11 protein-coding genes are annotated in these 11,772 nt (G+C 73.8%); 6 read left to right on the forward strand and 5 right to left on the reverse strand.

Annotation, left to right across the window (positions count from 1 at the left end; all coding sequences use genetic code 11):
* Positions 1-68 precede the first annotated feature (68 nt).
* A complete protein-coding gene (gene ileS, locus RM446_RS03440; protein ID WP_311543579.1) occupies positions 69-3,245 on the reverse strand; it encodes an isoleucine--tRNA ligase in 3,177 nt (1,058 codons plus the stop codon).
* Positions 3,246-3,700: 455 nt separating this feature from the next.
* Here ileS and RM446_RS03445 point away from each other — a divergent pair, with 455 nt between their 5' ends.
* The 4 genes from RM446_RS03445 to RM446_RS03460 all read left to right on the forward strand — a co-directional run bounded on the left by RM446_RS03445 (position 3,701) and on the right by RM446_RS03460 (position 6,258).
* On the forward strand, positions 3,701-3,964 hold the full coding sequence (locus RM446_RS03445) for a hypothetical protein (protein WP_311543580.1): 264 nt from the start codon (positions 3,701-3,703) through the stop codon (positions 3,962-3,964).
* 325 nt (positions 3,965-4,289) lie between these two features.
* Positions 4,290-4,700, forward strand: coding sequence for a TraR/DksA family transcriptional regulator (locus RM446_RS03450; RefSeq protein ID WP_311543625.1), 411 nt, complete (start codon positions 4,290-4,292; stop codon positions 4,698-4,700).
* A 35-nt stretch (positions 4,701-4,735) separates the two neighbouring features.
* Complete coding sequence (gene lspA / locus RM446_RS03455; protein ID WP_311543581.1) at positions 4,736-5,317, forward strand: signal peptidase II; 582 nt, start codon at positions 4,736-4,738, stop codon at positions 5,315-5,317.
* 32 nt (positions 5,318-5,349) lie between these two features.
* Entirely contained in the window at positions 5,350-6,258 is a 909-nt protein-coding gene (locus RM446_RS03460; protein ID WP_311543626.1) for an RluA family pseudouridine synthase, read from the forward strand.
* A 54-nt stretch (positions 6,259-6,312) separates the two neighbouring features.
* On the opposite strand, the gene RM446_RS03465 is transcribed toward RM446_RS03460, so the two are convergent.
* The 4 genes from RM446_RS03465 to RM446_RS03480 all read right to left on the reverse strand — a co-directional run bounded on the left by RM446_RS03465 (position 6,313) and on the right by RM446_RS03480 (position 10,157).
* Entirely contained in the window at positions 6,313-8,058 is a 1,746-nt protein-coding gene (locus tag RM446_RS03465) for a thiamine pyrophosphate-dependent enzyme (RefSeq protein ID WP_311543582.1), read from the reverse strand.
* Positions 8,059-8,194: 136 nt separating this feature from the next.
* Positions 8,195-8,509 (reverse strand): AzlD domain-containing protein, encoded by a 315-nt coding sequence (locus RM446_RS03470; RefSeq protein WP_311543583.1) that lies wholly within the window; start codon positions 8,507-8,509, stop codon positions 8,195-8,197.
* Positions 8,506-9,192, reverse strand: a complete 687-nt coding sequence (locus RM446_RS03475; protein WP_311543627.1) for an AzlC family ABC transporter permease — start codon at positions 9,190-9,192, stop codon at positions 8,506-8,508. The genes RM446_RS03470 and RM446_RS03475 overlap by 4 nt, the downstream gene beginning before the upstream one ends.
* 119 nt (positions 9,193-9,311) lie before the next feature.
* Entirely contained in the window at positions 9,312-10,157 is an 846-nt protein-coding gene (locus RM446_RS03480; protein ID WP_311543584.1) for an AraC family transcriptional regulator, read from the reverse strand.
* A gap of 118 nt (positions 10,158-10,275) precedes the next feature.
* On the opposite strand from RM446_RS03480, the gene RM446_RS03485 reads away from it, so the two are divergent.
* Both RM446_RS03485 and RM446_RS03490 read left to right on the forward strand, forming a co-directional pair.
* Positions 10,276-10,704: a GNAT family N-acetyltransferase gene (locus RM446_RS03485; protein WP_311543585.1), complete on the forward strand. Its 429-nt coding sequence runs from the start codon at positions 10,276-10,278 to the stop codon at positions 10,702-10,704.
* A 311-nt stretch (positions 10,705-11,015) separates the two neighbouring features.
* Positions 11,016-11,693: a PaaI family thioesterase gene (locus RM446_RS03490; protein WP_311543586.1), complete on the forward strand. Its 678-nt coding sequence runs from the start codon at positions 11,016-11,018 to the stop codon at positions 11,691-11,693.
* Positions 11,694-11,772 lie beyond the last annotated feature (79 nt).

The raw sequence follows: 11,772 nt of genomic DNA on the forward strand, positions 1-11,772 counted from the left end.
GCACCGTCGATCTTGTAGCCATCGCAAACGGAGATCGTTCTCCTTCACGATGGCTACAAGATCAGCGTCTAGGCCGCCTTGCGCAGGCGGAGTGTCACACCGAAGTCGTCCGAGGAGACCGTGCGGGCCTCGCCCTTCGGCGCTCCCCGGGTGACGCTCACTGCGAGGACCTCGCCGGCGATGCTGCGCTCGTGCTCCTCCAGCGCCTGGGCGGTGACCGGGTCGGTCGCCTCCCACCACAGGTCGATCCGGTCGGAGATCTCCAGGCCGCTGGACTTGCGGGCGTCCTGAACGAGGCGGATCAGCTCGCGGGCCAGGCCGGCGCGCTGAAGCTGCGGAGTGATCTCCAGGTCCAGGGCGACGGTCTCGCCGCCCTCGGCGGCGACCGTCCAGCCTTCCCGGGGCTGCTCGCTGATCAGCACCTCCTCGGCGCTGATCTCCACCGGCTCGCCCTCAACGTCGACGTGGGCCCAGCCGGTGGTGCGCAGCTGCTCGACCAGCGTGCGCGCGTCGGCCTCGCCGATCGCCGCGGCCACCAGCGGCGTGCGCTTGGCGAAGCGCTTGCCCAGGGAGCGGAAGTTCGGCTTGACCGTGTGGTCGACCAGGTCGACGCCGACGGCCGAGAGCGGGTCGAGCTGCTGCACGTTCAGCTCCTCGGCGATCTGGTCGCGCAGCTGCTCGGGCAGCTCGTCGAACCCGGCGGCCCCGACAACCACCCGCGACAGCGGCTGGCGGGTGCGCACACCCGAGTCCACCCGGGCCGCGCGGCCCAGCTCCACCAGCCGGCGGGCCAGCGCCATCTGCTCGGAGAGCCGGGTGTCGACGAGGTCCTCGCGCACCTGCGGCCAGCTCGCCAGGTGCACCGAGTCCGGCGCGTCGGGCCGGCGCAGCGCCGCCCAGACGTGGTCGGTGATGAACGGCACCAGCGGCGCCATGACCAGCGTCAGCGACTCCAGGGCCTCGAACAGTGTGGCGAAGGCGGCCGCGCCCTCGGGGGTGTCCGCGCCCGCCCAGAAGCGGCGGCGCGAGCGCCGGACGTACCAGTTGGACAGGTCGTCGACGAAGGCGGTCAGCAGACGCCCGGCGCCGGCGGTGTCGAAGCGCTCCAGCGCCTCGCCCACGCCCTTGACGACCCGGTTCAGCTCCGAGAGCAGCCACCGGTCCAGCAGCGGGCGCTCCGCGGGCGCGGGTGCCCCGGCGAGCCGGCCGTGGCTCCAAGCCTCGCCCGCCCCTGCATAGAGGGTGAAGAAGGAGACGGTGTTGTAGTAGGTCAGCAGGACCTTGCGGACGATCTCCTCAAGAGCTTCGTGCCCCACGCGGCGCGGCATCCACGGCGACCCGCTGGCGGCCATGAACCAGCGCAGCGCGTCGGCGCCGTGGCGCTCCATGACCTCCATCGGTTCGAGGACGTTGCCCAGGTGCTTGCTCATCTTGCGCCCGTCCTCGGCGAGGATGTGGCCCAGGCAGACCACGTTCTCGTAGGAGGACCGGCCGAAGACCAGGGTGCTCACGGCCATCATCGAGTAGAACCAGCCGCGGGTCTGGTCGATGGCCTCGCAGATGTACTGGCCGGGGAAGTCGGCCTCGAACGCCGCCTCGTTGCGGTGCGGCGCGCCCCACTGGGCGAACGGCATTGCGCCGGAGTCGAACCACACGTCGATGACCTCGGGCACCCGCTGGGTGCGGCCGCCGCACTGCGGGCAGTCGAAGGAGACGTCGTCGACGTAGGGCCGGTGCGGGTCGAGTGCGCTGAGGTCGCGGCCGGCGAGTCCGCCGAGCTCGTTCAGCGAGCCCACGACCGTGTGGTGCTCCTCGGCGCAGACCCACACGGGCAGCGGCGTGCCCCAGTAGCGGCTGCGCGAGAGCGCCCAGTCGATGTTGTTGCGCAGCCACTCGCCGTAGCGCCCCTCCTTGACGTTCTCGGGGAACCAGTTGGTGCGCGCGTTCTGCTCCAGGAGCTCGTCCTTGATCGCCGTCGTCTTGATGTACCAGGACGGCAGCGCGTAGTAGAGCAGCGGCGTGTGGCAGCGCCAGCAGTGCGGGTAGCTGTGCTCGTAGGGCTGGTTGCGCAGCAGCAGGCCGCGCGCACCCAGGTCCTCCACGAGTGCGGCGTCGGCGGTCTTGAAGAACGCGCCGCCGATCAGGTCCAGGCCGGCCTCGAACGTGCCGTCGGCGCGTACGGGGTTGACCACGGGCAGCCCGTAGGCGCGGCACACCGCCATGTCGTCGGCGCCGAACGCGGGCGACTGGTGGACCAGGCCGGTGCCGTCCTCGACGGTGACGTAATCGGCCAGCACCACGAAGTGCGCGGGCTCGTCGAAGGCGACCAGCTCGAACGGGCGCTGGTAGGTCCAGCGCTCCATCTCCGAGCCCTCGAAGCGCTCACCGGTGAGGGTCCAGCCCTCGCCGAGGGCGGCGCCGACCAGCGGCTCGGCGACCAGCAGCCGCTCGGTGCCGTCGGTGGCGACGACGTAGGCGACGTCGGGGTGCACCGCCACGGCGGTGTTGGAGACCAGGGTCCAGGGCGTCGTGGTCCACACCAGCAGGGACGTCGGCCGCGCGGGGTCGGCGAGCGGGCCCGAGGTGACGGGGAAGCGCACGTAGACGGAGGGGTCGACGACGGTCTCGTAGCCCTGTGCGAGCTCGTGGTCGGAGAGCGTGGTGCCGCAGCGCGGGCAGTAGGGGCTGATGCGGAAGTCGCGCACCAGCAGGCCCTTGTCCCAGATGGTCTTCAGCGCCCACCACACCGACTCCACGTACTCGGGGTCCATGGTGCGGTAGGCCTCGTCCATGTTCACCCAGTAGCCCATGCGCTCGGTCATGGCGGTGAACGCGTTCACATTGCGCAGAACGGACTCGCGGCAGCGGGCGTTGAACTCGGCGACGCCGAACTCCTCGATGTCCTTCTTGCCGCTGAGACCCAGCTCCTTCTCCACCGCGACCTCGACGGGCAGGCCGTGGCAGTCCCAGCCGGCCTTGCGGTCGACGTGGTAGCCGCGCATGGTCTTGAAGCGGGGGAAGACGTCCTTGAAGACCCGCGCCTCGACGTGGTGCACGCCGGGGCGGCCGTTCGCGGTGGGCGGGCCTTCGTAGAACACCCAGTGGGGTTTGCCCTGCGACTGCTCCAGCGAGCGTTCGAAGACCTTCTGCTCCGACCAGCGCCGGAGCACCTCGTGCTCGGTGGCGGGCAGGTCGATCTGGGCCGGGAGGGCGGGGAAGGAGCGGGCGGCGGTTTCGTCGGGCATCGGGTCGACCTCTCACCAGGGCATCGGTTGTCCTGATGGAGGGACGAGGCTGCGCGCCCCGCGGTACCACCCTCCTTGGGCGAGGCGGACCGGCCGCCTCGTCCCCTCTCACTTCGCTCGGCGGCCGGGTCTACTGGGCCGGCGCTGCGCGCCGCACCGTTCTTCCGGCGGCTCCGGGGTGATCTTCACGACGGGCATGCCCCCGGGCTTCCACCGTCCCCGGGTCGCTTTGGGCTGTTTCCGGCGGTACTCGTCCCCGTCCGCGCCTTGCCGTGATTCCGAGGATAGCCCACGACGGGCGGGGCGGCGTCCGAAGGCGGGCCCAAGGGGACGCGCCTTTCCCGGTGCTGCGGCGTGCGGTGCATACTTGCCTGCCGGGCCGGCCTCGCGGCGGCCCGGCGGCCGCGCGGGGCGCGGCGCAGGCACGTGGTGGCGATCGACGAAAGGAGGCGGCCGTGGCCGCGACCGGCAAGGAGGGCACCGTGCTGGTGACGCTCTCCGAGCGAGAGGACGCCGAGGAGTTGGCGGAGCAGCTGTACGACCAGGGGTACGAGCCCTGCACCGTGCACCGCGACATGCTGGCCGGCGAGGACGACGCCGAGGACGTCGACTGGGTGATCGAGGTGGCCACCGGCCCGCACGGCGGACCGGCGACCTTCGACGAGCCGCACCTGGCCGTGCTGGCCCAGGACTACGGCGGATACGCCGCCGCGCAGTAGCGCGCCGGGGCGCGGCGGCGCCGGGGGGAGGCGCGCCGCCCCCCGGCGGACGCGTATCGGCGGCGCGATCGGGAACACATGGGGGATAGACGCGGAAAGCCGGGAGTGTTCCACACTGCGTTGTCGATGGTTGATTCGCTCCCGGCGGGCGTTTAAGCTACCCGGCATCTTGTGCGGGCACCGCTGGAGGCGGTGAAATCGCACGTCAGAACAGGGTTCACGGCCGCCGTTCAGCGGTGGCCGAGGGGGTGAGTGCCTGATGGCGTCGACTACCACGACCGGTAAATCCGGCGAAGAGGCCCGCGGCGGAAAGGACGGGGCGACCATGGGTGTCTCCAACGCGGCCGATCTGCCCGTCCGTCCCGGCGAGGACCCGTGGACCGAGGCCGAGTTGGCCGAGGTCCGCGAAGGGCTGGAGTCCGAGGTCGCCGGGCTGCGCGACGGCATCGCCGCCGCCGAGACCGAGATGGCCGAGCGGCTGTCGGACTCGGTCGAGGGGGCCGGCGACGATCCCACCGACACCGGTGCCAAGGCCTACCAGCGCGAGCACGACCTGGCGCTGAACTACAATAGTCGTGAGCTGCTCGCCCAGAGCGAGCGCGCGGTCCAGCGGATGGACGCGGGGACCTACGGGGTCTGCGAGTCCTGCGGCAACGCCATCGGGAAGGCACGGCTGCAGGCATTCCCCCGCGCCACATTGTGTGTGCAGTGCAAACAGCGCGAGGAGCGTCGCTGAGTGACGTCGAGCCCTCCGGGGCCCAAGATCGGACCGTGAACGGACCCGCCGCGCGCCGGCCGCGGCGGTTCGTTCTGTTGACGGCGGTGGCGGCAGCGGCACTGGGGGCCGATTACGCCACCAAGGAGGCCGCGCTCGCGAGCTTCGAGCCCGGCGAGTCCATGCGCGTCGTGGGCGAGCTGCTGCAGTTCACGCTCGTGTTCAACACGGGCGCCGCGTTCTCCATGGGCCAGGGGTTGCCCTGGCTGTTCTTCCTCATCGCCGCGGCGGTGGTGGTCTACATCCTGTTCCTGGCCCGCAAGCTGGCCAGCGTGCCCTGGACTTTGGCGCTCGGGCTGATTCTGGGCGGCGCCCTGGGCAACCTGGTCGACCGGGCCTTCCGCCCGCCGGCTCCGCTGCACGGCGCGGTCGTCGACTGGATCCAGGTTCCCAACTTCCCGGTGTTCAACATCGCCGATTCCTGCATCGTCGTGGGCGGCGCGTTCGCGGTGCTGCTGGCCTTCCGCGGCATCAACATCGACGGCACCCGCGAGTCGGACGCCTCCGGCGGCGACGACGCCTCCGGCGGCGAGCCGGAGGCCGGGGCCCAGAGCGAGGACGGAGGGCGATCGGCGTGACCGGCCCGACCACGACCGGCGACCACCGCGGCATGCCCGTGCCCGACGGCGTCGAGGGCGAGCGCATCGACTCCGCCATCGCCCGCATGTTCGGCCTCTCGCGCACCCGCGCCGCCGAGCTGATAGCCGACGGCAACGTCACGGTCGACGGCGGTGCCGCCGCCAAGTCCGACCGGCTGGAGGCGGGCAGCTGGCTGGAGGTCGTCCTGCCGCCGCCGCCGGAGCCCCCTGCGGCGCGGGCCGAACCCGTGCCGGGGCTGAGCGTGGTCTACGAGGACGCCGACATCGTGGTCGTGGACAAGCCCGCTGCCGTCGTCGCCCACCCCACGGTGGGCTGGACCGGGCCCACGGTGCTCCAGGGCCTGCTGGCCTCGGGCATCGAACTCGCCACCAGCGGCGCCGCGGAACGCCAGGGCATCGTGCACCGGCTGGACGCCAACACCACCGGGCTCATGGTGCTGGCCAAAAGCGAGGCCGCCTACAGCGTGCTCAAGCGCGCCTTCAAGGAGCGGGTGGTGGACAAGGTCTACCACTCCCTCGTGCAGGGCCACCCCGACCCGCTGCGCGGCACCGTAGACGCGCCCATCGACCGCCACCCCGCCGGCGACGGCCGATGGGCGGTGGTGGCCGGCGGCCGACCCTCGGTGACCCACTACGACACCATGGAGGCGTTCCGCGCCGCCAGCCTGCTGGAGATCAAGCTGGAGACCGGGCGCACCCACCAGATCCGGGTGCACATGTCGGCCCTGCGCCACCCGTGCGTGGGCGACCACCTCTACGGCGCCGACCCCGCGCTGGCCGAGCGCCTGGGCGTGCGGCGCCAGTGGCTGCACGCGGTGCGGCTGGGCTTCGAGCACCCCACCCGGGGCCACCGGGTCGAGTTCGAGAGCCCGTATCCGGGCGATCTGGAGGCGGCGCTGGAGCTGCTGCGCGAGGAGTGATCCCCCGGCCGCTGCGCCGGGCCCCGGCCGGGCGCAGCGGCCGGGGCCCGGCTGTCAGGCGCCGCCGAGCAGTCCGCTCATGGTGGCCTCCGGGCTGATGACGTCGGGGTCGGTGCGGACGTCGACGAGCGTGGGCAGCTCGGCCGCAAGCGCCGCGTCCAGCGCGTCGGCCAGTTCCACCGGGTTCGCGGCGGTGGCGCCGAGCGCGCCCAGGCCGCGGGCGTAGCCGGCCAGGTCCAGCGGCCCGCTGATGTCGGTGCCGGCCGTACGCCCCATCTCCCGCGCCTGGTGCATCGCGATCGTGCCGTAGAGCCCGTTCTGGAAGACCACCACGGTGATCGCCAGCCCCAGCCTGACCGCGGTCTCCAGTTCCTGCCCGGTCATCAGCAGCCCGCCGTCGCCGACCGCGGCCACGACGGTGCGGTGCGGTGCGACGAGCTTGGCGGCCACCGCCGCCGGAACCGCGTAGCCCATGGCTCCGCTGGTGGGCGCCAGTTGGGTGCGCGGGTGCCGGTAGGTCCAGCCGCGGTGCAGGAAGGCGGCGAAGTTCCCGGCGTCGTTGGTGATCACCGCATCGTCGGGCAGGGCCTTGCGCATCGCCTCGACCACCGCCCACGGGTGCATGAGCCCGCCGGGATGGGTGGCGGCCTCGGCCGGGGCGGTGGCGGTGCGCTCCCACACGTGGTGGGCCTCGCTGTAGTCGCGGTCGGGAGTGGCAACGGGCAGCGCGGCGAGGGAGCCCAGCGCCGAGCGGGCGTCGGCCACGGCGCCCAGCCACACGCCGGTGACGGCCCCGACCTGGGCGGGGTCGATGTCGATCTGGGCGACGGGCGAACCGGGCCCCGGCCCGGCTGATGCGGGCAGCCGGTAGGACTGGCTGGTGATCTCGCTCAGCCGCGAGCCGACGACCAGCACCGCGTCCGCGTCCTCCAGCGCACGCAGCACCGGCTTGGGGCAGCCGAGCCCGAGGTGGCCGAGGTAGAGCGGGTGGTCGTTGGGGAACACGTCCTGGCGCCGCCAGGAGGTGTAGACGCCCGCGTTGTAGCGCTCTGCGGCGGCGACCAGCTCACCGCGGGCGTTGCGCGCGCCCCCGCCCGCGACGATCACCGGGCGCTCGGCCGTGGCCAGCCACTCCGCAAGCCGGTCCCGGTCGTCATCGCTCAGCGGCGGGCGCGGCGGCGCGGCGCCCGGCAGGGCGCGGGCCGGCGGGACGAGCCGGCCGAACAGGTCGCCCGGCACCGCGACGGCGACCGGCCCGGGGCGGCCGGTGGTGGCCACCCGCAGGGCCTGCGCGGTGGTCTCGGCGAGCCGATCGGCGCGGGTGACGGTGGTGGTCCACTTGGTGACGGGGGAGTAGAAGGCGGTGAGGTCGACCTCCTGGAACGCCTCGCGGCCCAGGTGGTCGCTGGTGACCTGGCCGAGAAAGACCACCATCGGCGTGGAGTCCTGGCGCGCGGTGTGCACCCCCACGGCGAGGTTGGCGGCTCCGGGGCCGCGGGTCGCCGCGGCGACAGCGGGGACGCCGGTGAGCTTGGCCTCGGCCTCGGCCATGAAGCCGGCGCCGTTCTCGTGGCGGGTCGAGACCAGCGCCAGGTCGGCGTGCCGGTCCACGGCGTCGGCCAGTTCCAGGAAGCTCTCGCCGGGCACGGTGTAGCAGCGGCGGACTCCGGCGCCGGCCAGCACGTCGGCGACCTCCTCGGCGGCGGTGCGCCAGTGTGCCGCCGCGCCCCGCCCCGGCGGGTGCGCCCCGGCGTCGAAGCCCTCGGCGGCGGTGGCCGCGTTCCCGTACTCCTCGGTCATCGGCGTCCTCCGGCTCGCGGGATGGTCACGACCGACTTCTGCCCGCCCGCGGGGGTTCCGTCACCTCGGCGGGGGCACGAGGCGCGCCGGTGTTCCCGGAGCCCGGGCCGTCCGTTCCCGTCCCGCCGCCGGCGGGTCACAGCCCCAGCAGGCGCAGGCCCGCCGCCGTCGCCGCGGCCACGGCGAGCACCACCAGGAACGGAGCGCGCAGCAGGAGGGCCACCGCGGCGGCGGCCACCCCGCCGATGCGGGCGGGGTCGAAGACCAGTTCCCGGCCGCCGTCGCTCGCAGTCTGCACGGCGATCAGGGCCGCCAGCAGCGCAACCGGGACGGCCATCGCGAAGCGCCGCACGAGCGGGTGGTCGAGCAGCCGCCGCGGTGCCGAGAGTCCGGCCAGCTTGAGCAGGTAGCACCCGGCGCAGGTGCCGATGATGACCAGCCAGAGCGTCATGGGCGCGCCTCCCCGTCCTTCCGGCTCTCGCCGCCGGGGGCCGCCTCTCCGGCCCCGCTCGGCACGACCAGCGCCGCCGCCGACGCGAGCAGCACCGGCACGCCGGGCGGCGCGAGGGGGACGGCGGCGAGCGCGATCGCCGCGCCGAGCACTGCGACGGCCTGCTCGCGCCGGTTCCCCCGCAGCCGGGTGCCGACCAGGGCCAGGAACACCGCCGCGCTCATGGCGTCCAGCCCGAAGGCGTCGGTGTCGCCGATGCGCTCGGTGGCCAGCGCGCCGAGGAGGGTCGTCAGGTTCCAGACGAGGTAGATGGAGGCGAAGACCGTGACGAAGGAGGTGCGCGCCCACGCCGCGGTGGGCTGCGCGAACGCCCCGGCGGCGGTCTCGTCGATGACGCCGTGGGCGACCAGCAGCCGCCGCGGGCCGCGCCAGTGCAGCAGGTCGGCCAACCGCAGGCCGTAGAGGGTGTTGCGTGCGCCCAGCAGTAGCGCGCCGGCTGCGCCCGCCGCCAGGCCGCCTCCGCCGGCGACCACGCCCACCAGGGCGAACTGCGACGCGCCGGTGAAGGCGAACAGGCTGAGCGTGCACGCCTGGGGCACCGAGAGCCCGGCGGTAACGGCGGCCGCCCCGAACGCGGTCCCGGACAGGCCCACGGCGACGCCCATCCCCAGCCCGTCGCGCACCGGGGGCGGCAGAGGTGCAGCGGAGGTGTTCACGTCCGCCGACGCTAGCGGCGTCGCGGCACGGCCGTCTTGAACGATATTGCGGGCGCGGGCGCGGAAGCCCGTGCGGGCGCCGATGGCTAGCCCGGCTGGGCCGGCCCCCGGACTCCCCGCTGGAAGGCGCCCGGCGGTACGCCGGTGGTGCGCTTGAAGTGGCGCGTGAAGTGCGGCTGGTCGGCGAAGCCGAGGGCGGCGGACACGTCGGCGGGCGGCATGCCGTCGGCCAGCAGCCGCCGGGCGCGCTGCACCCGGACGTCGTTCACGTAGGCGTGCGGCGGCAGCCCGTGCGCCGCGCGGAACGCCCGCAGCAGCGCGAAGGGCGGGGTGTCCACGGCGGCGGCCAGCTCCTCCAGACCGGGCGGGTCGGCCAGGGTGGTGTGCAGCAGCTCGCGGGCGCGCTCGACGGCGCGGACGGAGCCGGGCGGTTGCGGGGCATGCGGAGCGGCGCCCGCGCGGGTGTGCCGGGAGAGCAGCCGGTGCAGCGCCTGGCGGATCAGCGTGGAGGCGCTGAGCCGGTCGCCCTTCTCGGTGGCCCGGTGGGCCGCCCGCACGAGGCGCGCCGACCCCGGGTCGCGGACCTCCTCGGGAATGAACGGCGGTATGCGGTCCATGCCGAGGTCGCGCGCCACGGCGGCGACCACGCCGACCTCGGGGTAGAGCACCCGGTAGCGCCAGCCGTCGGGCACTCCGGCGTGGCCGGTGTGCACCTCGTGCGGCTCGACCACCAGCAGTCCGCCCGCACTGATGCTGACGTCGCCGCCCTTGTAGTAGGTGACCTCCACGCCCGACTCGACGAGGGCGAAGGTGTAGGTGTCGTGCGTGTGCCGGTTGAAGGTGTGCCGTACGTAATGTGCCTTGAGCAGCTCCACGCCCGGCAGGCCGGGATGGCGCCAGAACCGCGCGCGATCGGCGGACTCGTCGCTCATAGCCCCAGCTTAGGCGGCCCGGGCGAGGTGCGGCGGACGAGTCCGGCACCGCCCGACGGTTCAGTCCCGCCCACTCGGGCCGGCCCGGCGCCGCGGCGCCGGGTCTAGAATTCCGCGCGTGCTCACTATCGACCTCGCGGAGAGCCCTCAGGACCGCGCCGCCGTCTTCGTGATCCGCGGCGCCGTTTTCGTCGCCGAGCAGCGGGTGCCCGTCGCCGAGGAGTGGGACTCCTGCGACCTCACCGCCGACCACCTACTGGCGCGCGCCGGCGGCGTGCCGGTCGGAACCGGCCGGCTCGTGACCGAGGGGGAGCGGGGCGTCCTCGGCCGACTGGCAGTGCTGCCCGAGGCCCGCGGTACCGGCGCCGGGGCCGCGCTGGTCCGCGCCGTCGAGGACCGGGCGCGCAATCTGGGGCTCAGCGCCGTCGAACTGCACGCGCAGACCCACGCGCTGGGGTTCTACGAGCGGCTGGGCTACACCGCCCGCGGCGAGGAGTTCCTGGACGCGGGCATCCCGCACCTGGACATGCACAAGTTTCTGACCTGAGAGACCGCCGGTCCCGCAGGGACCGAACCCCGCTGATCTTGTGGCTGTCGTGAATGCAAGCGGCTTGGCGTCAACCGGTGAGTGCAATGGTCAGGTCAGCAGCGCCGCGTTGAGGCGCCGCGCCGGCGGCCTGTGACGGTCGTCGCGTTGCTTCCCCCGGTGCGGTGGGGGATCATGAAGCTACTGACTAGTAACATGGTCGGACCTCCGGCGCGGCGGCGTTCGGAGCGCGCGCCTCCTCCGCGGCGGTCGCGCCCCGGAGCGCGGCCGCCGCCCGCCGAACGAGTACACAGTGCAGAGCGAAGGAAGCCATGACGGTCGACGCCAAGCCGGTTGCCGAACTCCCCGACCCCCGCGACTACGGTCTCGCCGTGGTCGGCGAGGAGGAGCTCCCGGCGGAGCTGACGTCCCTGGTCGCCGAGGTGCGATCGCTTGTCGACGCCGTCGCCCACACGCGGGCTGGAGACGAGGAGCTTTCGGCGGCGCGCGCGTCCGTGGCCGAGGCCGCCGCGCGGCTCCGGGGAGGCCCTCGACACGAGATCGGCACCATGGTGCGCCACATCCGCGACGGCGGCCGGGTGGAGTACGGCACGCTCACCAACCTCGTCGCCGGGCCGACCAACGCCGCTGCTCCGCCGCTGCGCCTGGATACCGCTCCCGAGGGGGGCCTGCGCGCGCAGGTGCGGCTGAACGGCACCTACCAGGGCCCGCCGGGGCTCGTGCACGGCGGCTGGCTCGCCGCGCTCCTCGACCAGGCGCTGGGCGCCGCGGCCGGCGCCGAGGGGATGCCGGGCCTGACGGCCCACCTCGACGTGGACTACCGCCGCCCGACCCCGCTGAACACGCCGCTGGAGATCACCTCGCGCGTCACCGGAACCGAGCGCCGCAAGGTCTTCGTCGCCGCCGAGATCCGGCACGGCGGCGAGGTGACCGCCGAAGGCACCGCGGTCATGGTGCGCATCGACCTCCCCGGCGAGGAGGGCGCATAGCGGCCGCTCCCGCACACCGGCCGCTCGGCGCGTACACGCATGCGAGCGCCGCACGGCCCGCGGGCCGTGCGGCGCTCGG

Source organism: Streptomonospora wellingtoniae (assembly GCF_031845375.1).
In the GTDB taxonomy this organism is placed as follows: domain Bacteria; phylum Actinomycetota; class Actinomycetes; order Streptosporangiales; family Streptosporangiaceae; genus Streptomonospora; species Streptomonospora wellingtoniae.

Excerpts from the sequence above, each read along its gene's own strand:
- RM446_RS03465 (WP_311543582.1), bottom strand. The coding sequence starts at position 8,058 with ATGACCGAGGAGTACGGGAACGCGGCCACCGCCGCCGAGGGCTTCGAC.
- RM446_RS03460 (WP_311543626.1), top strand. The coding sequence starts at position 5,350 with ATGCCCGTGCCCGACGGCGTCGAGGGCGAGCGCATCGACTCCGCCATC.
- RM446_RS03480 (WP_311543584.1), bottom strand. The coding sequence starts at position 10,157 with ATGAGCGACGAGTCCGCCGATCGCGCGCGGTTCTGGCGCCATCCCGGC.
- RM446_RS03490 (WP_311543586.1), top strand. The coding sequence starts at position 11,016 with ATGACGGTCGACGCCAAGCCGGTTGCCGAACTCCCCGACCCCCGCGAC.
- RM446_RS03450 (WP_311543625.1), top strand. The coding sequence starts at position 4,290 with ATGGGTGTCTCCAACGCGGCCGATCTGCCCGTCCGTCCCGGCGAGGAC.
- RM446_RS03470 (WP_311543583.1), bottom strand. The coding sequence starts at position 8,509 with ATGACGCTCTGGCTGGTCATCATCGGCACCTGCGCCGGGTGCTACCTG.
- ileS (WP_311543579.1), bottom strand. The coding sequence starts at position 3,245 with ATGCCCGACGAAACCGCCGCCCGCTCCTTCCCCGCCCTCCCGGCCCAG.